23 protein-coding genes and 2 riboswitches are annotated in these 19,773 nt (G+C 27.9%); of the genes, 6 read left to right on the top strand and 17 right to left on the bottom strand.

Translation table 11 applies throughout. The annotated features are described in order from the left end of the window. Positions 1-65: 65 nt before the first annotated feature. Positions 66-164: riboswitch (TPP riboswitch) on the bottom strand. Positions 165-188: 24 nt separating this feature from the next. Both NON08_RS10615 and NON08_RS10620 read right to left on the bottom strand, forming a co-directional pair. After that, the gene (locus tag NON08_RS10615) at positions 189-803 is read right to left on the bottom strand and encodes a putative peptidoglycan-binding domain-containing protein (RefSeq protein ID WP_023049686.1); all 615 of its coding nucleotides are present in this window, start codon (positions 801-803) and stop codon (positions 189-191) included. An 86-nt stretch (positions 804-889) separates the two neighbouring features. Continuing rightward, a complete protein-coding gene (locus NON08_RS10620) occupies positions 890-2,284 on the bottom strand; it encodes an amidohydrolase (protein WP_256691555.1) in 1,395 nt (464 codons plus the stop codon). Between the two features lie 59 nt (positions 2,285-2,343). Further along, positions 2,344-2,441: riboswitch (purine riboswitch) on the bottom strand. 124 nt (positions 2,442-2,565) lie between these two features. Here NON08_RS10620 and glyA point away from each other — a divergent pair. Both glyA and NON08_RS10630 read left to right on the top strand, forming a co-directional pair. Next, the gene (gene glyA / locus NON08_RS10625) at positions 2,566-3,810 is read left to right on the top strand and encodes a serine hydroxymethyltransferase (protein ID WP_256691556.1); all 1,245 of its coding nucleotides are present in this window, start codon (positions 2,566-2,568) and stop codon (positions 3,808-3,810) included. A gap of 95 nt (positions 3,811-3,905) precedes the next feature. Continuing rightward, positions 3,906-4,247, top strand: coding sequence for a zinc ribbon domain-containing protein YjdM (locus NON08_RS10630; RefSeq protein ID WP_256691557.1), 342 nt, complete (start codon positions 3,906-3,908; stop codon positions 4,245-4,247). A gap of 65 nt (positions 4,248-4,312) precedes the next feature. Here NON08_RS10630 and NON08_RS10635 read toward each other — a convergent pair whose 3' ends face one another. From NON08_RS10635 to NON08_RS10660, 6 genes are read right to left on the bottom strand one after another with little or no spacing between them, the layout of a single operon-like run. After that, the gene (locus NON08_RS10635; RefSeq protein ID WP_256691558.1) at positions 4,313-4,570 is read right to left on the bottom strand and encodes a hypothetical protein; all 258 of its coding nucleotides are present in this window, start codon (positions 4,568-4,570) and stop codon (positions 4,313-4,315) included. Next, entirely contained in the window at positions 4,509-5,657 is a 1,149-nt protein-coding gene (locus tag NON08_RS10640) for an ArnT family glycosyltransferase (RefSeq protein ID WP_256691559.1), read from the bottom strand. Before NON08_RS10640 ends, NON08_RS10635 begins: the two co-directional genes overlap by 62 nt. Before the next feature lie 12 nt (positions 5,658-5,669). Further along, a complete protein-coding gene (locus NON08_RS10645; RefSeq protein ID WP_256691560.1) occupies positions 5,670-6,992 on the bottom strand; it encodes a UDP-glucose dehydrogenase family protein in 1,323 nt (440 codons plus the stop codon). A 1-nt stretch (position 6,993) separates the two neighbouring features. Then, positions 6,994-8,031, bottom strand: coding sequence for a GDP-mannose 4,6-dehydratase (locus NON08_RS10650; protein WP_256691561.1), 1,038 nt, complete (start codon positions 8,029-8,031; stop codon positions 6,994-6,996). Continuing rightward, positions 8,031-8,309, bottom strand: a complete 279-nt coding sequence (locus tag NON08_RS10655) for a lipid-A-disaccharide synthase N-terminal domain-containing protein (RefSeq protein WP_256691562.1) — start codon at positions 8,307-8,309, stop codon at positions 8,031-8,033. Before NON08_RS10655 ends, NON08_RS10650 begins: the two co-directional genes overlap by 1 nt. Positions 8,310-8,332: 23 nt before the next feature. Then, positions 8,333-9,034: a glycosyltransferase family 2 protein gene (locus NON08_RS10660; RefSeq protein WP_256691563.1), complete on the bottom strand. Its 702-nt coding sequence runs from the start codon at positions 9,032-9,034 to the stop codon at positions 8,333-8,335. 204 nt (positions 9,035-9,238) lie between these two features. Here NON08_RS10660 and NON08_RS10665 point away from each other — a divergent pair, with 204 nt between their 5' ends. From NON08_RS10665 to NON08_RS10675, 3 genes are read left to right on the top strand one after another with little or no spacing between them, the layout of a single operon-like run. Beyond that, the gene (locus tag NON08_RS10665) at positions 9,239-9,916 is read left to right on the top strand and encodes a response regulator transcription factor (protein ID WP_256691564.1); all 678 of its coding nucleotides are present in this window, start codon (positions 9,239-9,241) and stop codon (positions 9,914-9,916) included. A gap of 1 nt (position 9,917) precedes the next feature. Further along, positions 9,918-11,276, top strand: coding sequence for a sensor histidine kinase (locus NON08_RS10670; RefSeq protein ID WP_256691565.1), 1,359 nt, complete (start codon positions 9,918-9,920; stop codon positions 11,274-11,276). A gap of 10 nt (positions 11,277-11,286) precedes the next feature. Then, positions 11,287-12,840, top strand: a complete 1,554-nt coding sequence (locus tag NON08_RS10675) for an ArnT family glycosyltransferase (protein WP_256691566.1) — start codon at positions 11,287-11,289, stop codon at positions 12,838-12,840. 41 nt (positions 12,841-12,881) lie between these two features. Here the strand turns inward: NON08_RS10675 and NON08_RS10680 are convergent, their stop codons facing one another. Beyond that, positions 12,882-13,478, bottom strand: coding sequence for a class I SAM-dependent methyltransferase (locus NON08_RS10680; RefSeq protein ID WP_256691567.1), 597 nt, complete (start codon positions 13,476-13,478; stop codon positions 12,882-12,884). 90 nt (positions 13,479-13,568) lie between these two features. On the opposite strand from NON08_RS10680, the gene NON08_RS10685 reads away from it, so the two are divergent. Beyond that, positions 13,569-14,498 (top strand): 2-thiouracil desulfurase family protein, encoded by a 930-nt coding sequence (locus NON08_RS10685; protein WP_256691568.1) that lies wholly within the window; start codon positions 13,569-13,571, stop codon positions 14,496-14,498. Positions 14,499-14,583: 85 nt separating this feature from the next. On the opposite strand, the gene NON08_RS10690 is transcribed toward NON08_RS10685, so the two are convergent. From NON08_RS10690 to cbiT, 8 genes are all read right to left on the bottom strand, one after another. Next, positions 14,584-14,826 (bottom strand): hypothetical protein, encoded by a 243-nt coding sequence (locus tag NON08_RS10690; protein ID WP_256691569.1) that lies wholly within the window; start codon positions 14,824-14,826, stop codon positions 14,584-14,586. A gap of 158 nt (positions 14,827-14,984) precedes the next feature. After that, positions 14,985-15,266 carry a zinc-ribbon domain-containing protein gene (locus NON08_RS10695; protein ID WP_256691570.1) on the bottom strand — a complete coding sequence of 94 codons (282 nt, stop codon included), beginning with the start codon at positions 15,264-15,266 and terminating at the stop codon, positions 14,985-14,987. Positions 15,267-15,287: 21 nt separating this feature from the next. After that, complete coding sequence (gene cobK / locus NON08_RS10700) at positions 15,288-16,028, bottom strand: precorrin-6A reductase (protein WP_256691572.1); 741 nt, start codon at positions 16,026-16,028, stop codon at positions 15,288-15,290. Next, positions 16,025-16,756, bottom strand: a complete 732-nt coding sequence (cobJ, locus tag NON08_RS10705; RefSeq protein ID WP_256691573.1) for a precorrin-3B C(17)-methyltransferase — start codon at positions 16,754-16,756, stop codon at positions 16,025-16,027. The genes cobK and cobJ overlap by 4 nt, the downstream gene beginning before the upstream one ends. After that, positions 16,743-17,729, bottom strand: coding sequence for a cobalt-precorrin 5A hydrolase (cbiG, locus tag NON08_RS10710; protein ID WP_256691574.1), 987 nt, complete (start codon positions 17,727-17,729; stop codon positions 16,743-16,745). The genes cobJ and cbiG overlap by 14 nt, the downstream gene beginning before the upstream one ends. Further along, positions 17,729-18,490, bottom strand: a complete 762-nt coding sequence (cobM, locus tag NON08_RS10715; protein ID WP_023049705.1) for a precorrin-4 C(11)-methyltransferase — start codon at positions 18,488-18,490, stop codon at positions 17,729-17,731. Before cobM ends, cbiG begins: the two co-directional genes overlap by 1 nt. Then, complete coding sequence (gene cobI / locus NON08_RS10720; RefSeq protein ID WP_023049706.1) at positions 18,469-19,194, bottom strand: precorrin-2 C(20)-methyltransferase; 726 nt, start codon at positions 19,192-19,194, stop codon at positions 18,469-18,471. The genes cobM and cobI overlap by 22 nt, the downstream gene beginning before the upstream one ends. Continuing rightward, positions 19,194-19,769 (bottom strand): precorrin-6Y C5,15-methyltransferase (decarboxylating) subunit CbiT, encoded by a 576-nt coding sequence (gene cbiT / locus NON08_RS10725; RefSeq protein ID WP_023049707.1) that lies wholly within the window; start codon positions 19,767-19,769, stop codon positions 19,194-19,196. The genes cobI and cbiT overlap by 1 nt, the downstream gene beginning before the upstream one ends. Positions 19,770-19,773 lie beyond the last annotated feature (4 nt).

Consider the following 19,773-nt stretch of genomic DNA (forward strand, 5'->3'; position numbering starts at 1 on the left):
AAAAAGCTATCCCTAAAATAGGGATAGCCAAATTATAAATTATAGTCGTATTCTTAACTAAAAAATATTGTATTTTGCTACTTCCCTACGCTAGAATTAACTAGATCAGGTTCGAAGGGTCAGTTTTTTAACTTCTCAGCCTTTTGGCTCCCCTAGTAAACTTTTTTTATTCTTTTAAACACAATATACTATATTCTATTATTAATGTCAACCATAGCCATCTCTTTTAACTTAGTTCTATAAGATAGAATTCTTTTCTCCCAACCCTTTCCATATAGCTCCCAACTAGTTAAACTTTTATAATAATTTATTCTTTCTTCTGTTATAAGATCTATAAACTTTTCATGATCTTGAACTGAATTTATAACAGCTATTGTTTTACTTCCTAAAACTCCATCTACAACTATATTTTCTGAAGGTTTATATCTTTTTAAAGCTCTTTGAGTTATAACAGCTCCTGCATTATATCCACCATTAAAAAATATATCAAATATCATCATTTGTGAATACGAGTGCTTAACCTCATTCAATCGATACTCTGTTAAAAGATGCTCAGCTATTTCTCTAGCTTGCTCCTCTGTAAGAGATTTTATTTCATAATCTTTATTAAATTTTTTATTGTACTCAATTAATAAAAAATTTCTTATTCCATATTTAGAAAGTTCCTTTTGTGTTTTTACAAGTTTATCCCCCTCGTGAGACAACACTTCACTTATTATAATCTCTCTAATTTTTGTATCCTCATATCCAAAAGTGACTGTAGAATACAATAACGTAATTATAATTACAAATTTTTCTAGCATACTCTGATTAGTTTCCTCCCTGTATATTTAAATAGTTTAATAACTTTTTAAAAACAGGATATATTATATCATAATTTTGACTAATTTTATAGAGTTTCTGCAACTTTTTGAACTTTTTCCTTAAAATCAGTTATATCTTTTATTACTTTTTTAGAATCTACAGTTTTAATTTGCTTATCTTCTACTATTAGCTTTCCATTTACTATAACAGTATCTACATTGCTAGCATTAGCTGAATAAACTAAAGCTGAATATGGATCATATATTGGATTCATATTTACTGACTTTGTTTCCACTATTACTATATCAGCTAATTTACCAACTTCTAAACTTCCTAATTCATTTTCTCTATGTATAGCTCTTGCTCCACCTATCGTTGCCATTTCAACAGCCTTTTTTGGCGGCAATGCTGATCTATCTTTTGTATCTAATTTGTGTAACTTAGCAACATACCCCATTTGACCAATTATATCTAAAGTGTTTCCACTCATAGGACCATCTGTTCCTAGACCTACTCTCATCCCTTTATCATGCATTTTTAAAGCTGGTGAGATTCCTTTTGCTGATTTAATATTAGCAACCATATTATGAGCTATTCCGACATCTCTTTTTTTCATTAATTCTATATCACTATCTGTTATAAATATATTATGAGCTGCAATAAATCTTTCATTTAATAAACCAACTGAATCTAAGTACTCAACAGGTGTCATTTTATATTCTTTTTTGATTCTATCAAATTCTCCATCAGTTTCTGCTACGTGCATTGAAACAGGCACGTTATATTTTTTTGAAAGCTCTTTGATTTTTAATAACTCCTCTTTTGTTACTGTATGAGGTCCATGAGGTCCGAACCCTGGAGTTATTAATTCATCATTTTTATATTTTTCTACAAAAGCAACAGCTCTATTTAATGTTTCTCCTTTTTCTTTTCCATCTGCTGTTGGATATTTAATTATATTTTGTGTCATAATTCCTCTTAATCCAACCTCTTTAACAGCTTGAGCAGCACTCTCTTCAAATAAATACATATCTACCATCGTAGTTACTCCCCCTAAAGCCATCTCCATAGCTCCATGCTTTGCTCCTATATATGACATCTCTGGGCTTACCATTTGATTCTCTAAAGGAAAAATATATCTATTTAGTCTATCAGGAACATCGTCTGCTAAAGATCTAAATACTGTCATTGATACATGAGTATGAGTATTTATCATTCCAGGCATTATAATTCCATCGTCTGCATCTATAACCTTAGTAGCACTATATTTTTTTAATAAATCTTCATTTCCTACAGAGATTATTTTATTATTTTTTATAACTATAACTCCATTTTCTATAATCTCTCTTTTTTCATTCATTGTTAAAAGAGTTCCATTTTTTATTATCATATTAGCTTGTTCTTTTTTCTCAACTAAAGAACTACACCCAACTATAAATAAACTTCCTAGTAATAATGCACTTTTTAAATAATTTTTCATTAAATAATCCTCCCAAATAAAAAAATCCCAGCAAGCAAAAGCTTCCTGGGTTAACTGACTCCCAATTTACTTTTACTTATAGTACCAAATTTAAGGTTTGGTGTAGAAACTTTTGGCCATATTCCAAATATATATAAGCTTTAAATAAATATTTCACGAAATAATTTTAGCATATTTGAATCTAAAATCAAAGTTTTTTTATTTTATTGATTTTATATATGGAATTCTACACATTAATAGTATATAATTAAAATATCACATAATTTGCAGGAGGTAGTTTAATGTTAAAATTTTTAAAAGATACAGATATTGATGTTTACAATGCTATTGAAAAAGAGTTAGATAGACAAGAAAATGGTTTAGAACTTATTGCCTCGGAAAATTTTGTTTCAAAAAGTGTAATGGAAGCTGTTGGTTCAGCTATGACAAATAAATATGCCGAAGGGTATCCTAATAAACGTTATTATGGAGGGTGTGAATTTGTAGATATAGTTGAAACTTTAGCTATTGAAAGAGCAAAAGAACTTTTTGGCGCAAAATTTGCTAATGTCCAAGCACACTCTGGTTCTCAAGCTAATATGGCAGCTTATAGAAGTTTGATAGATTTAGGTGACTGCATTTTAGGAATGAGACTAGATCACGGTGGACATTTAACTCATGGTAAAAATGTTAATTTTTCTGGAAATGATTATAAAGTTATATCATACAGTGTAAAAAAAGATGATGAAAGAATTGACTATGATGAAATTAGAAAATTAGCTTTAGAAAATCAACCTAAACTTATTATCGCTGGAGCAAGCGCTTATCCTAGAACTATTGACTTTAAAAAATTTAGAGAAATAGCTGATGAAGTTGGTGCTTACTTAGTTGTCGATATGGCTCATATTGCTGGACTTGTTGCAACTGGATTACATCCATCTCCGATTCCATATGCTCATATTACTACTAGCACAACACATAAGACTCTTAGAGGACCAAGAGGTGGGCTTATTTTAACTAATGATGAAGAGATTGCTAAAAAAATCGACAAGATTATATTTCCTGGTATTCAAGGTGGGCCTTTAATGCATATTATAGCAGGTAAAGCTGTAGCCTTTAAAGAGGCTCTTTCACCCAAATTTAAAAAATATCAAGAACAAGTTATAAAAAATGCTAAAGTTTTAGCAGACACATTAACTCAAAACGGAGTTAGAGTTGTCAGTGGAGGTACTGATAACCATCTTATTCTTGTTGATCTTACAAATTTAGATATAACTGGAAAAGATGCTGAAAAAATATTAGAAAAAGTAAATATAACAGTTAATAAAAATGGAATTCCTTATGATACTAAAAGTCCTTTTGTTACAAGTGGAATCAGACTTGGTACTCCTGCTTTAACAACAAGAGGTATGAAAGAGAATGAGATGATTTTAATTGGAAATTTAATTGTTACAGCTTTACAAAATAGTGATAATGATGAAATTCTTAAAAATATTATTGAAGAGATTAAAACTCTTTGTAAAAAATTTCCTTTATATAAGGATTAAAAGTTAAATAATACCAATAAAATTTTGTTTTCTTGAATTTTTTTCAAATTTGTTTTATAATATAAGTAATTATTTATAGAATGGAGAAAAATATTATGACAAAATTACCAAATTGTCCTAAGTGTAATTCAGAGTACACTTACGAGGATGGAAATCTATTTGTTTGCCCAGAGTGTGCTTATGAATGGTCAATGGAAGCTACTGAGGATGACTCAGACGACGCTCTTATTGTAAAGGATGCTAATGGAACTCTTTTAGCTGATGGTGATACAATCACTGTTATTAAAGATTTAAAAATCAAAGGAAGTTCTTCTGTTGTTAAAATTGGAACAAAAGTAAAAAACATAAGATTAGTTGAAGGAGATCATAACATCGATTGTAGAATTGATGGTATTGGAGCTATGAAACTTAAATCTGAATTTGTAAAAAAAATCTAAGGTCGTATTTCTACGACCTTATTTTTTTATAAAAATATTATATTCTTTATTTGAGTATATTGATTCTAACTTTTCTTTTGGAATAATTTTCTCATATTTTTTCTAACTATCAACAACTCTCCTTCTTTCATTATATCTAGTTTATCCAAAGAAAGATTTTGAATATTATTTTTATTTATTTCATTAGAGATATTCTTTATATCTTCAAATCTATAATTATAAACCTTTTCACTGTTCTCTTTTAAAATATCTATACTATCTTTAAGAGTATAATTTTTTGTTATAGTAAGGTAATGCAATAAAACAAATACTAAATATAACACAATTTATATATAAAAGAGTTTTATATATCTTCTCTTTAGTTCCACTCCATTTTTTTTCAACTACTCTTAAAGTCATTATAACAATTCCGTAATAAAGTGGTAATAAATATATATCTAACTTTCCACTTATTAAGCTAAAAAATATTAAATTTGGGATAAGCAAACTAAATGCAATCTTATCAATATTTTTCCATTTATTTCTGTTTTTCAAATTTTTCAAATTTTTATAAAGTCCAAATAAAAAAAATGGAGCTATAGGTAATGTAGTTAAAGGTAGTAGTTTCAAATAATAATATATAGGCCTTGTATGTGTCTTAGCTTTAACAACTCTTCCCAAAGTTTCTTGTCCTAAAAGTAGTCCTATATAATCTTTTCCCTCTGGAAAACTCAACATCATTAAAAACCATAGGCCTAATATTACCAATATTATTGCTAGGCCCAGTATTGGTCTCAATTTTTTTATATAACTTAAGTCTTTATTTAAATATAAATAAAATATAATTGTTAATAATGGAATAACTAAGGCTGCTCCACCTTTAACTAATATACCTATTGCAATAAAAATATACATATATATAATTCTATTAAATGATTTTTCCTTCTTATTTAAATAAAATGAAAAAAACATATAAAGAGAACTCATTATAAACATTGTCATCAAAGTATCCATTCGAAGAACCAAACTTACTCCAAATATATATGGTAATGTTATAAATATAGCTGTGGAAATATAAGCCATTTTTTCATTCCAACATAATTTAGACAATTTAAATCCTAAATAAGCTGTTACTCCAGCTGGAATTATCCCTCCAATTATTAGAGAAATAGGATAAAAACTTTCCTTACTAAAGCCTCTTATCAGACCCAATAACCAAAAATATACTGGGGGTTTATCTGGATATAGCTCATTAAAATATTTAAGTATCATAAAATTTTTACTATAAACCATTTGGTCTGTAATGATAAAATATTTTAATTCATTTCTTACATCTGGAAACCTTAAAAAAGCTATTCCTATTAACAATGCAAAATAACCTATGAAAAATAGTTTGTATCTCTCTTTATACGTATCCTCCTTAAATCTCATAAACTCTCCTTTTTAATTTTGTCCTACAGGGAAGTATTTAAATAAAGATCTTACTTTACAATGTTTCGCATGTACATTTCTAAGATCAAAGTAAAAATCACCCTTCATCCTTTCTTTCAACTCTTCTAGGTTAATTCCTCTAAATTGATTCCACTCTGTGACCAAAACTACAGCATCAGAATCTGTACTTGCTTCCTCTTCATCTTTGCAATACATTATATGATCTTTATAGTTTTCTAATCTCCACTTAGTTTCTTCAATTCCCTTAGGACAATACGCTTTAATAAACGCGCCTTTTTCAATCAACCCTTTTATAATATCTAGACTAGGTGCATCTCTTACATCATCTGTATCTGGCTTAAAAGATAATCCTAATATGCATATTGTTTTATTCTCCACACCATCCATTTTTTCTATTATTTTTTCAATCATTTTTTTCTTTTGCTTTTCATTAGCAGAGATAGCTGAAGCAACAACACTCATTTCCTCTTCATACTCTTTTCCAATTTCTACAATAGCCTTAGTATCTTTTGGAAAGCAAGACCCACCATAACCTGGTCCACAATGTAAAAATTTAGGCGATATTCTACCATCCATTCCCATAGCTTGAGCAATCTCTTGGGTATTAGCTCCTACCTTTTCAGCTAATAAAGCCATTTCATTTATAAAAGATATTTTGACAGCTAAAAAGGCATTAGATGCATACTTTATCATTTCTGAAGTTCTTCTATTAGTAAAAACAAAAGGAGTTTTATTTATATATAAAACATCATATATTTTTTTCATTACTTCTAAAGCTTTTTTACTTTCAGTTCCAATAACAACTCTATCTGGTCTTAAACAATCATTTACAGCCTTTCCCTCTCTTAAAAACTCTGGATTTGAAACAACATCAAACTCTATTTCAACTCCTCTATCTTTCAGCTCTTCTTTTATAGCTTTTTCTACAAAATCTCCTGTACCAACTGGAACTGTTGATTTATTAACAACTACTGCATAATTTTTTATATTTTTACCAATATCTTTTGCACATTGTAATACATAAGTTAAATCTGCAGAACCGTCTTCAGCAGGTGGAGTTCCAACAGCTATAAATATAACTTCAGAATTTTGTAAAGCGTACTCTTTATCAGTAGTGAACTTTAACCTTCCCTCTAAAACATTTCTATCTAGAATATCTTTTAGCCCTGGCTCATAAATAGGAAGAATTCCATTATTTAAATTATTTATTTTTTTTTCATCTATATCTAAGCAAATAACTTTATGACCAAACTCACTTAAAATAACTCCTTGAACTAGCCCAACATATCCTGTACCAATTACAGTTATTTTCATTTTACTTTCCTCCTAAGTACCATTTTATAAACTTTTCTATTCCATCATCAAACTTTGTAGTTGGTTTATATCCTAATAGTTCTTTAGCTTTATCTATATTTGCATACGTTCTTTTTACATCTCCTGGTTGCATAGGCAATCTATTTATAATAGCTTTTTTATCTAAATGCTTTTCAATTGTTTCCACCATTTTATTTAAAGAAATCGCATCAGATTCACCTAAATTAATAATCTCGTATACATTGTCATATTTTTCAAGATATTTGACACCTTTAATAACACCATCAATAATATCATCTATATAAGTGTAATCTCTATATGTTTCTCCATCTCCAAAAAATGGAATACTTTCATTTTTAAGAATTTTATCAACAAATTTATGAATAGCTAAGTCTGGTCTTTGTCTTGGACCATAAACTGTAAAAAATCTAAATTGTAATGTATCTATATTATATAATTTAAAATACACATGACCCAGAACCTCACCAGATTTTTTTGTAGCAGCATAAGGAGATATCGCAAAATCAACAACATCAGTCTCTTTAAAAGGAACTATTTTGTTATTACCGTAAACAGAGCTAGAAGATGCTTGAATAAACTTTTTTACTCCATATTTTTTAGAGCACTCTAAAAGATTTAAATATCCCCCTATATTAACTCTTTCATATTCAAGTGGATTTTCTAGAGATGGTCTAACTCCTGCTAATCCAGCAAGATTAATAACCATATCAATTTTATTTTCATTAAATATCTTATCTAAACTTTCAAGATCCTTTAGATCACAATATTTTAAAGAATATACCGATGAATTTACTTTTTCTAAAAGAAATTCAATTTTTTTATTCTTTTCACCTTTTGATAAAATTTCATTAAGATATTCAATGCTATCTACACTTTCTAAAACATTCTTAATTTTTATGTCTTCAGAGTAAAACTCATGAAAATTATCAATTCCTATAACGCTATGCCCTAATTTTAATAAGTTTTCAACTAAATGTGATCCTATAAATCCTGCTACTCCTGTTACAACAATTTTCATTAACAATCAGCTCCTCTTTTTTTTATTAAGTATATATTTCTTGAGTATATTAATACATTTGGGGCTTGTCCTAATATGAATACTGGATCCTTCTTATATATGGCATATATTAGTAAAAGTACACTCCCTCCTAAACTAAAAGTCCAAAATGAAAATGGTATCACACTCTTTTTAGCTTTTTCGCTAGCTAACCATTGTATTATAAATCTCATAGAAAAAAGTCCCTGTCCAACGAATCCTATAATTAAAAAAATATTTAAATTTTCTAAATCTATCATTATTTTTATTCCTCTTTTCTATTTTATTCTTCAATTTTCCAGTTAAGAATTCTATTTTTCATCCATCTAACAGCAAAAACATCTTTAAACGCTTTAATTCCCCTACCAAAAACTCTATATTTAGACTCTCCATGTAATCTATCATAATGCCTTACTGGAACTTCGGTTACTTTATAACCCATATATTTAGCTAATGTTGGTAAAAATCTATGCATTCCATTAAAAAGTTTATATGATTTTACTACTTCTTTTTTAAAAAGTTTTAAAGGGCACCCTGTATCTTGAATATTATCTCCTGTTACAAAATTTCTAAACCCATTTCCTACTTTAGAAGCTAATTTTCTTTTAAATCCATCTTCTCTCGTAGCTCTTCTTCCATTAACTACATCATACTCTGGAATATATTCTAATAGCTTATATACATCTTCAGGATCTGTTTGTAAATCACCATCCATCATTAAAATAAGATCTCCTTCTGCTTTCTGAAACCCCGCATCAATCGCTGCACTTTGTCCACTATTTTTAGCTAGATTATACACCTTTACATTTTTATTCTTATTCTTTAAATTATTTAAAATCTCATAACTACCATCATTACTTCCATCATTTATAAATATAATTTCGTAGCTTGCAAATCCTTTTTTAAAAGCTTCTTCAACTTTTTCCGCCATAGGTATTATATTATCTTTTTCATTATAAACTGGTATTACTGCTGATATCTCCATTGCTGCCTCCCTTATTTTTCTTTTATTATAATTTCAAAAAGTAAATTTTTAGTAAATTTTTCTTAAATAAAAGAAATTACTATATATTATATACTTTATAATTTTTAATTTAACAAGTTTTTAAAAATTTTTTTTACCATTTTTTTACTTTTTAGGTTTATAATGAGTCTATAATATATAAAGATTTGTATAAAAGGAGTGACAATGCAAAAAAAGTATATACTTATTATAGAAGACGACCCAAAAATAAGAAGATATTTAGAGTTAGAACTTGTTCATGAGGGGTATAAAGTTGACCTTGCTGAAGATGGAAAAAAAGGATTAGAGCTTTTTAGAGAAAATAATTATTCTTTAATTCTTTTGGATTTAATGTTACCTCAAACAAGTGGTGAAGACGTTTGTAAATCTATTCGAACAGAATCCAATATTCCTATTATTATTTTAACTGCTAAAGATGAGATTTTTAGTAAAATTACACTTTTGGATTTGGGCGCTGATGATTACATAACAAAACCATTTGTTATAGATGAACTTCTAGCAAGAATGCGAGTTATTTTTAGAAATAAACAAGCTTTTGTAGATAAAAAAATTATAAAATTTGAGAATATTTCTCTTAATTTAAATACTAAAGAGGTACTATTAGATTCTATCCCTGTTATATTAACTAAAACAGAATATAATTTGTTGCATTATTTGATGGTTAATAAAAATTTAGTTTTAACAAGAGAAAATATTTTAGAAAATGTTTGGGGTTATGATTATTTTGGAGATGGAAAAATAATTGATATGTATATTAAATCTCTTAGAAAAAAATTAGATCCAGATAGCAAGTATATTAAAACTATCCGTGGATTTGGTTACTCTTTAAAAAAGGAGGACTAATTTGAAAACTCTTTCAGGTACACTAAAAAAAAGTTACTTTCAACTTATCTGTTTATTTACTATTGTCCTGACAATATCTCTTTCTATTACAGGAAAATATCTTATTAACTCTTCTAAGCACTCTTTAAGAAATGCTATGGGGTTTTTAAGATATGAAATTTTAGAAGAAGTAAGCTCTGAATCAATGGAAATTTTTACAGACGATTTAGTTAATAAACTTTTTAGAGTTGAAAACCCATCTCTTGACGAACTTGAGATTACAATCAAATATAAAAATCATGTATATTCCGAAAATAAGCATAGGCCTCTTTTAGATGCTGCTATTGAGGATAAAGTTACCAATATCCATTGGTATGATTACATGGTTTTAAAAAATGAACTTATAAATAAAGATGGTGATATTTACACTGTTATTCTAGTTAAAAATTTGTATGAAGAAAAAAAGTTTTTTTTTGATATCATATATATTTTTTTAGCTGGGCTTACTATTTGTGTACTTATTTCCATTGTCGCTTTTAATAGGCTTTTAAAAAAAATAAAAAAACAACTTTCTTTATTAGAAAATTTAAACTCTAATATTACTTTAGAAAATTTAAAACTTATAAAGCCTATAAATTACTTTAAAGAATTTGATAATATCTTAGATTCATACGAAGATATGTTATTAAGGCTTGATACACAAAATAAAAAGCAAATAGAATTTGTACATAATTCATCTCACGAACTTAAAACTCCACTATTTATAATAGGTGGATATATTGATATGATTAAACGATGGGGAAAAAAAGATCCTGAAATTTTCAATGAAGCTTTAAATTCTATTGAAGATGAGACTAAAAATATGAACATTCTTATTGAAAAACTTTTATTTATTGCTAAAGAATCTGAAATCAAAACTGAAAAAGTCGAAACCGAATTATCTGAAATAATTATTGGATGCATATCTAATCTGAAACGTCAATATCCAAAATCTGATATTACTTTTATTCCTGAATATACTATTGTTAAGTCTGATGAAAGTTTAATAAAACTTCTTATTAAAAATCTTTTAGAAAACGCTATTAAATATGGAAAAAACAATCCAATCACTGTAACTTTATCAAGTGATGATAAAATTAATCAAGCTATTTTAACTATTGAGGATCATGGAATTGGTATGACTACTAGCGAATTACATCATATTTACGATAGGTTTTTTAGAGCTAATAAATCTAGAAGCAAAGAGATTTATGGGCATGGTCTTGGAATGTCTATTGTTAAAAGAATCGTAACACTTTTAAATCTAGATATAAAGATTTCTAGTACACCGGATATTGGAACAACTGTAAAAATATTTTTTAACCTACAAAATACATTTTAAGGAGGAGTTTATGTTTAAAGATAAAAAACTTTTATCAGTTTTAGGTTTAAGTTTTATTTCTTTTTTTAGCACCATTTGGATTAGAAAAGCCGATTTAATGGAATCTAGAAATTTTATAACTGCTAGAGAAATTGTTTTTAATAATGAATGGTTTGTTACTACTTTAAATGGACAGTATAGATTTGAAAAACCACCTTTACCAACTTGGTTAACAGCCATAGTTATGAAGCTTTTTAATAATTTTTCTGATGAATGGATTTTAAGAATTCCAGTTGCTTTAGTTTCAGTTTTATTAATTTTTTTCATATATCGCTTTGTTCAAGAATTGACCATTAATAAAAATCTTCCATTCTTAGTAAGTTTTGTTGCTACAACAACATTTATGCTTACAAAAGTGGGATCAGAAAATGCTTGGGATGCATACCCTTATATTTTTATGTTTGGTTCTATAACGTATCTTTTAAAAAGTTTAAACTCTAAAAAAAACTGGGAGTTATTTATTGCATCACTATTATTAGCATCCTCTTTATTAAGCAAAGGTCCTGTGGCTATCTATGGAATGCTTCTTCCTTTTATAATCTCTTACATTATAATTTATAAATTTGAAGTTATTAAAAATAATAAAGTAAGAATCGCTACATATTTATTTATTGGACTTATAATTGCTTCTATATGGCCTTTAACTATGATATTAGAAAATAAAGAACTATTTTTTTCTGTTATGAATAAAGAAAAAAATACCTGGTCTAATAAACATGTAAAAAGTTTTTTCTTTTACTTAAATTACTTTTTGTTTATGGGAACTTGGATTTTTTTCTCACTTGTTAGTTTTTTTAAAAAATGGAAATTTAATGATAGTAGCGAAAATAAGTTATTTAATCTAGGAATAATTTGGACTATTTTAACATTTTTATTACTTTCTTTTATAAAAATGAAAAAAGAACGATATGGTTTCCCAATGTATATAGTTTCTTCTATTCCTATTGGAATTATTTTAAATTATTACCTCAATAATAGTTGGGATGTCTTTAAGAAATCAGATAAAATTTTATTTTATGTACAATCTATTTTTATTTCTATAGTATGCATTGGAAGTATTGGAGTTATTTTATGGAAAAAGCCTAATCTTTTTTATTTGATTACTCCATTTTTAGGAATTTTAATCTATCTTTTTAATGATAAATTAATTGATAAAAATAATTTTAAAAAAAGAGTTGTATATTTGAGCGGTTTTTTATTATTAGTTGTCAATTGTAATTTAACTTGGATTATTGAGAGAGATATCAGAGGTAAAAATAATAGTAAATTTTCTCCTCTTGAAACTTTGCAAAAAAATCAAAAAAAATTCCATATATACTCTAATGATTTTACAATTGAAGATGTTTGGAGTGTTGGTCAAGATATTCATTTTCTTGAAGAAAATGAAATTCTTCCTGAAGATTTCTATATCCTTTCTAAAAATTCTAATTTAGAAAATAACTTTAATATAGAATATAAAGAAACTTATAACAGATTTAAGGATGATAACGATCTGATCTATATTTACAAAATTAATAATAAATAAAAAAATCAAGGAGATTAAGCTTTATAATCTCCTTGATTTTTTTATTTTTCAGCAATTATTAATTTTATAACATCACCAAACATAATATTTTTACTACTAACTTTTGAAAACCCAGCTTCTTTAATTGTTTTTTCTGTCTCTCTTAAAAGAGATGTTCCCAAGATTAATTTTGTAAAAATATTAAAAAAAGCTAAAACGATATTAATCAAAAAATATTTACTTTTCATATGTTCTATAAAAACAGCTTTTCCTCCAACTTTTAATACTCTGTAAACTTCATTTATACCTTTTTTAGGATTAGGTATTGTGCAGAATACACAAGATGAAAAAATAGAATCAAAATCCTCATTTTTAAAGCTCATATTTTCTATATCCATTTCTAAAAGCTTTATATTTTTAAGATCTAAATTAATTGATTTTTCTTTAGCTAAATTTAACATTCCAATAGAAAAATCTATTCCTGTAAGATCTGAATCTTTTTTATAATATTTTAAGCATGCTCCACTTCCAATTCCAATTTCTAAGATTTTTCCTGTTAACATCCCTACAGCCTCTTTTTTTATCCCATTCATTGGCATTTTTTCTTCAATTTTATCAAAAATTTTAGCAATTCTACTGTATTTATCTTTTGTTTTCATTTTCCTCTAACTCCTTTTTCCTTTTATAGTAAAAGGAATTTCTTTTCTCAATAGTATATATTATTTAAATACTATGTGCAAGGAGGACATATGGAAAATCTTTTAAAAAGAAAATTACATCTTGGTATTGCCGCCTGTCAATTTGGAGCTAAAGTTAGATATAATGGTAAAGGTATTGATCTTACTCAATGTTTAGGTAGAGACCGAGGACAATTTATTTGGACTCCTGTTTGTCCTGAAATTATGAGTGGAATGGGAGTTCCTAGGCCAAGCATTAAACTTTCAGGAGGTAATGGCTTTGATTTTTGGGCTGGAAAAGCTAATATAAAAAATAAAGAAGGTGAAAACCGAAATGAAATGGTAAAAAAAGGGGCCATAGCTTGCTTTGAAACTCTAGAAAGAGCAAACATTGATGCCTATGTTTTTATGGAGGGAAGTCCATCTTGTGGAGTATATAGAACTAGTTTAAAAAATCAACGTCTTGGAAATCCTCCTGGAGTTTTTGGTGCTCTGCTTTTAGAAAAAGGTATATTTTTAATAAGTTCAATAGATCTACAAAGTCCTATTCGTTGGTGGGACTGGAAAAGAAGACTTGTTGCCTTCGTTTGGATTAAAGAACAAAATGTTGATTCTAAAGAAGTTTTAAAAGATATTTGGGATAAGGTTAAATATGTTTTATATGAATTACATGAAGAAGAGGCCCAAACATTGAGAGATCGAATACGAATTATTTTAAACTCTTCAGATCAACCTTCAAAAGAAATATATGACTTTATTAAAACATCTATTTTAAATCTACTTAGAAAACCTGCAGAATTAGAAAACATAAAAAAATGTTTATGGGCTAATTATGTTGATTTAAAACAAAAAGAAAATATTGAAGTAAAAGAAATTTTTGAACCTCATATTTTGAGAAATATGACCCATATAGCACAAGAACTATTAGGAATAGAGATCGAAGCAAGAAAGAAAAATATGTTATTTAGAAGTTCTCCTATTAATTATAAACCTGATAGATAATTTTTTACAAAAAAAGAGAAAAGACCGTGTCCACTCAGTCTTTTCTCTTTTTTCACTTTATTATCCACACTTTATCTAAAATAGTTTATCTCATTTTATTTATAACAAAATTAACATTTTTTCCACTCACATCTGCAAGTTCTTCTTCATCAATAGGCATAACTTTTGAGACATTATTTTCATAATTAAATATCTCCTGTGTCTTAGTGATTACAGAATTTTTCAAAGAAAATTGGTTATTCTCAGTTTCCTTACTTTTTAAACCTCTTGCATATATATTCATTGCTAATAACAATCCTACTATAATATATACAATTTTCTTACTCATTTTAATCTGCCTCCATATATTTCATATAATGTAAATATACAGCTTTTCATATAAAATGTCAATGTTATTATATAAATATTGAATGATAAATGTATTGATAAAATAAATGATTCTTATATTTTAAATTTATGTTTTGTTAAATCACATTTAATTTAATTTCAGTACTCTTTTACTATTTCTTCAACATCTTCATATTTAACTTTTCCCTTTAACAAAATCTCTTCCATTTTACCTTCTTTCAATTTATATGAGCTTTTACATGTACTACAAGTTATAATATGTTTCTTTTTCAATGTTATTATCGGTATAAAAAAAACTTCTAAAACCTGTCTAAATGCATATAATTCCATTTTTTCAGAAAGACATCCTGTACATTCAAAATCAACACTTCGTAATCTCTCTTCTTTATTTTTTAATCCAAAAATACCTATTAATATCACTTTATTTCCCCCCTTTAATATTTAAATAATATATTGTATTAATTCTTTTATAGTAGAAAATACTACTGGATATTCTATTGATGGTCTTGATAACATTATAGAAGTAGCCCTAACTTCTTTTGCACTATCAATTTTTTCTCTTTCACCTCCAGTATCTCCCCCTTTTTTACTTACAATATATTTTATATTAAGTTGCCTCATCATTGCAACATTTAATTCTTTAGAAAATGGTCCCTGCATAGCTATAATATTTTTAGGTAAAACCCCTAAATCTTCAGCTTTTTTTATCATCTCCCATTTAGGAAGTATTCTAAAATATATATTTGATTTATTTTTTATATTTTCAAATTTATGAAGATTGTTGCTTCCTAACGTTACTAAAATATTTCCTTCTAACTCCTCTAAATATTTTATCATAATATCTAACTCAGAAAATTCTATAACTCCATCTTCAGAAACTAAATTCTCTCTTTCAAATCTTATGTAATCAATCTCTTTTACTCTTGAACATTCAATGGCATTTCTAGAAACTTCTTCTGCATATGGATGGGATAAATCAATAATTTTATTGATACTATTTTCCTCTATAAATTTATTCATTTCTTCTAAATCTAACCTTTTACAAAACACCTTTATATCTTCTATATTTTCAAGTAATTTTCCACCATACTCTGTTGCTGTTGTTACAACTAGTTTTTCTTTAAAAGGAAAGGACTCTATAAAATCTCTAGAGTCCTTTGTTCCACCTATAACCCAAATCATATATGATATCCTCTTGGAGTTATCATTCTATCATTAGAAACATACGTCTTTGAGTTTCCTATTATAACAACTGTAAACATATCTATTTCATGATTTAAGAAGTCCTGTAAGTTTGTTAACGTATAATTCTCATCTTCTCTTCCAACATGTCTTAATAGCGCAACTGGAGTCTCTGGTGCTTTATGCTTTAACATTAACTCTCTTGCTTCAACTATTTGAGTTGTTCTTCCTTTACTTTTTGGATTATAAAGAGATATAATAAAGTCTCCCTCTGCAGCTTTATCAATTCTTTTTGTTATTACATCCCAATCAGTTAATAAATCACTTAAGCTTATTGTAGCATGGTCATGCATTAGCGGTGCTCCTACAACTGCAGCTCCAGCTACTGATGATGTTACTCCAGGAACAACCTCAACTTCATATCCCTCTTTCTGAGCGATTTCTATCATGATTCCAGCCATTCCATAAATTCCTGCATCTCCACTACTGATTAGCGCTACATCTTTTCCAGACTTAGCAATCTCTAATACTTGCTCACATCTAGCAACCTCTTTTTTCATTCCTGATACATAAAACTCTTTTTCCGCGAACTCATCTTTCACCAAGTCTGTATAAGTTATATATCCTGCAATTACATCTACATTTTTTAAAACTCTATACGCTCTTACTGTTATATCATCCATATTTCCAGGACCAATTCCTACAACATATATTTTACCTTTTTTCATAAATAAATCTCTCCTCATAAATGGAAATTGTCATTCCATCTTTTTTTGCTTTTATCTCTATAAATTTCCCATCTTTACTTGATGTTAAATATGCACATGGCTCTGAAACGGCTTTTACACCTATCTCTTTTTTCACAAATTCAGATCCATGAAACATATCTTCTACTGTTAATATCTCTTCTCTACTAACAATTTTCAACTCTTTTCCAAGTTCTCTAGCAGTTTCAACAATTCCTTTTTCATCTGCTTTTAAATCTACTGTTGCAAAATGCTTTATACTTTTAAGTGAAAGATTATGTTTTTTCAATGTTTCTATTAAAAATTCATAAACTTTTTGTTTTTCAACTCCTCTTCTTGAACCTATTCCTATAACTAAATTTTCAGGATATAAATGTACAATTTCTAAATTTTCTTTATTAGAAATAACCATAACACCTTCTGGATTTTCATTGCATATATTTTTAGGAAGACTTAATTCAACATTTTTTCCATCCACTATCAATGATGTAACCTTTTTAGCAGCTTCTAATGATTTTAAATTACACTTTAACTTCTGCGACAAAGTATCCACTGCAATTTTTCCCGTCACATCTGAACTAGTTGTTATGATTGGAACTAATCCAAATATCTCATGAAGATTTTGAGTCAAATCATTTGCTCCTCCTAGATGTCCAGAGAGAAGAGAAATTACAAAATTCATTCCTTCGTCTATTACAACTACTGCTGGATCAACATCTTTAGATTTTATTAAAGATGCAATTTTACGAATAACAATTCCTGTTGCCATTATAAAAATATGTCCATCGTATTTATTGAAAGCTTCGTTTAATTCTTCAGTAAAATTTTCTATCTGAATGCTATTATCTATTTTAAATTTTGAAAGAGTAAATACATCTATCCCTTCAATTTTATTTTTAATCTCCACTCCATTTAGACCTGCTCCTCTTGTTACAGTCCAAACTGCTAATTTCATTACTTCTCAATTCCTTTTCTAAATTCATGTGTAAAATGCTTATCATATAATAAAGATTTTTCATATTTATCCCCTAAAAAATCTCCAACTAAAATTTGAGCTGTTTTAGTTATATTTGCTTCTTTTACTTTTTCTTCAATTGTTTCTAATGTTCCTAAAACAATCTTTTGATCCTCCCAACTAGCTCTTTGAACAATTGCTATTGGAGTTGTCATCGGATAATGCGTAGCTAATCTTTTTACAACATCACCAATCATATGTACCGATAAGAAAATTGCCATTGAAGCTCTATGAGAAGCTAAAGATTCTAAGCTTTCTTTTTCTGGAACAGGCGTTCTTCCTTCTAATCTTGTACAAATTACAGTTTGAGAAATACTTGGTAATGTGAACTCTTTTTTTACTGCTGCAGCAGATGCTAAAAATGAACTTACTCCCGGAATTACTTCATACTCTATTCCATGCTCATCTAACATATCCATCTGTTCTCTATGTGCTCCAAATATTGCTGGATCTCCTGTATGAACCCTAGCAACTTTTTTTCCTGCTTTTATCGCTTTAACAGTTACATCTATAACTTCTTCTAAAGTCATTGAAGCTGAATTATGAATCTCTGCTCCCTCTTTATGACACTCTATAACTTGTCTTGGAACTAAAGAACCTGCATAAATTATTACATCTGCTTCTTTTACTAATCTTTGCCCTTTTACTGTAATTAACTCTGGATCCCCTGGTCCTGCCCCTATGAAATAAACTTTTTCCATTGATTGATACCACCTTTTTTTAGTATTAATGTTGTAAAGTAAGGAATATCTTCCTCTTCCATTTTTGTTAAATCAAAATTTATCTCCTGTGTTTCTTTTCCACAGTTTGAAACCATTATTATATTTTCTAGATTTCCTGTAGCTTCTAATCCAGCTCTAAGTTTATCAAAATTTCTAGATACTTTCATAAATACGATATTATCTGCTGAGTTAATTTCACCGACAATATCAGTTTCTCCATTTAATGATACAACTTTCAAAGATTCTTCTCCCATAACTAAAGGTAGGTTAAATCTCGAAGACATATCTGAAAACGATGATATTCCAGGAATTGTCTCTACAGGTATCACACCATCCAAGTACTCAAGAATATAAACATATGTACTATATGTCATTGGATCTCCAATTGTTAAAAATCCAACTTTTTTTCCTGCTTTTAGATGCTCAACTATCATATCCGCATTTCTTTTTCTAAATTCTTTTCTAGCTTCTACACTTTTTAACATTGGAAACTCAACAAACAAAGTTTCTGCTCCCTCTTTTAAATACTCTCTAGCTATTTCATATGCTGTACTTCCTTCAGCTTTTTTAGCCTCTGGTAAAACTACTACATCTAGCTCTTTAAAAGCTCTTATAGCCTTTAGCGTTAACATTTCAGGATCTCCTACTCCTACTCCTATTCCATAAAACTTTGCTGTTGACATTACTTTGTTTCCTCCTTATCTGCTGTTATTATATATATTGGATTTTCTCCATACATCATTGTGTATGGACCTATACTCTTTCCTCTAGATACAACAACATTTACAACTTCTATATTTTTAAAATTTAACTCTTTTAAAAGCTTTGTAGCATCTGCTAAAGTTTCTAAAGTTATCGCATTTATGACTACTCTAGAATTATCTTTTGAATATTTAATAAAATGTTCAAGTATATTTCTCATTGAACCTGTTGATCCACCTATAAACATTCTATCATATTGAATAGTTGGTATTGCTTCAGGAGCTCTTCCCACAATTACTTCTATATTATCTAATTTAAATCTATTTATATTTTCTTTTAAGGTCTCTATTCCCTTTTCTTCCTTTTCAATAGCAAAAACATTACCATTTCTTAAATATGTCGCTGCTTCTATTCCTATGCTTCCAGTTCCAGCACCAACATCTACTAAAATAGAATCATCTTGCAATTGTAATTTCGCTATAGAAATTGCTCTAATCTCTTGTTTTGTCATAGGTAGTTCTTTTTGAACGAACTCTTTATCATAAATATGTCCCATTATT

Source organism: Cetobacterium sp. NK01, from assembly GCF_024506395.1.
Taxonomy (GTDB): Bacteria; Fusobacteriota; Fusobacteriia; order Fusobacteriales; family Fusobacteriaceae; genus Cetobacterium_A; species Cetobacterium_A somerae_A.

Coding starts and splice junctions, on each gene's coding strand:
- NON08_RS10615 (WP_023049686.1), bottom strand. CDS start 803: ATGCTAGAAAAATTTGTAATTATAATTACGTTATTGTATTCTACAGTC.
- NON08_RS10620 (WP_256691555.1), bottom strand. CDS start 2,284: ATGAAAAATTATTTAAAAAGTGCATTATTACTAGGAAGTTTATTTATA.
- glyA (WP_256691556.1), top strand. CDS start 2,566: ATGTTAAAATTTTTAAAAGATACAGATATTGATGTTTACAATGCTATT.
- NON08_RS10630 (WP_256691557.1), top strand. CDS start 3,906: ATGACAAAATTACCAAATTGTCCTAAGTGTAATTCAGAGTACACTTAC.
- NON08_RS10640 (WP_256691559.1), bottom strand. CDS start 5,657: ATGAGATTTAAGGAGGATACGTATAAAGAGAGATACAAACTATTTTTC.
- NON08_RS10645 (WP_256691560.1), bottom strand. CDS start 6,992: ATGAAAATAACTGTAATTGGTACAGGATATGTTGGGCTAGTTCAAGGA.
- NON08_RS10650 (WP_256691561.1), bottom strand. CDS start 8,031: ATGAAAATTGTTGTAACAGGAGTAGCAGGATTTATAGGATCACATTTA.
- NON08_RS10655 (WP_256691562.1), bottom strand. CDS start 8,309: ATGATAGATTTAGAAAATTTAAATATTTTTTTAATTATAGGATTCGTT.
- NON08_RS10660 (WP_256691563.1), bottom strand. CDS start 9,034: ATGGAGATATCAGCAGTAATACCAGTTTATAATGAAAAAGATAATATA.
- NON08_RS10665 (WP_256691564.1), top strand. CDS start 9,239: ATGCAAAAAAAGTATATACTTATTATAGAAGACGACCCAAAAATAAGA.
- NON08_RS10675 (WP_256691566.1), top strand. CDS start 11,287: ATGTTTAAAGATAAAAAACTTTTATCAGTTTTAGGTTTAAGTTTTATT.
- NON08_RS10680 (WP_256691567.1), bottom strand. CDS start 13,478: ATGAAAACAAAAGATAAATACAGTAGAATTGCTAAAATTTTTGATAAA.
- NON08_RS10685 (WP_256691568.1), top strand. CDS start 13,569: ATGGAAAATCTTTTAAAAAGAAAATTACATCTTGGTATTGCCGCCTGT.
- NON08_RS10690 (WP_256691569.1), bottom strand. CDS start 14,826: ATGAGTAAGAAAATTGTATATATTATAGTAGGATTGTTATTAGCAATG.
- cobK (WP_256691572.1), bottom strand. CDS start 16,028: ATGATTTGGGTTATAGGTGGAACAAAGGACTCTAGAGATTTTATAGAG.
- cobJ (WP_256691573.1), bottom strand. CDS start 16,756: ATGAAAAAAGGTAAAATATATGTTGTAGGAATTGGTCCTGGAAATATG.
- cbiG (WP_256691574.1), bottom strand. CDS start 17,729: ATGAAATTAGCAGTTTGGACTGTAACAAGAGGAGCAGGTCTAAATGGA.
- cobM (WP_023049705.1), bottom strand. CDS start 18,490: ATGGAAAAAGTTTATTTCATAGGGGCAGGACCAGGGGATCCAGAGTTA.
- cobI (WP_023049706.1), bottom strand. CDS start 19,194: ATGTCAACAGCAAAGTTTTATGGAATAGGAGTAGGAGTAGGAGATCCT.
- cbiT (WP_023049707.1), bottom strand. CDS start 19,769: ATGGGACATATTTATGATAAAGAGTTCGTTCAAAAAGAACTACCTATG.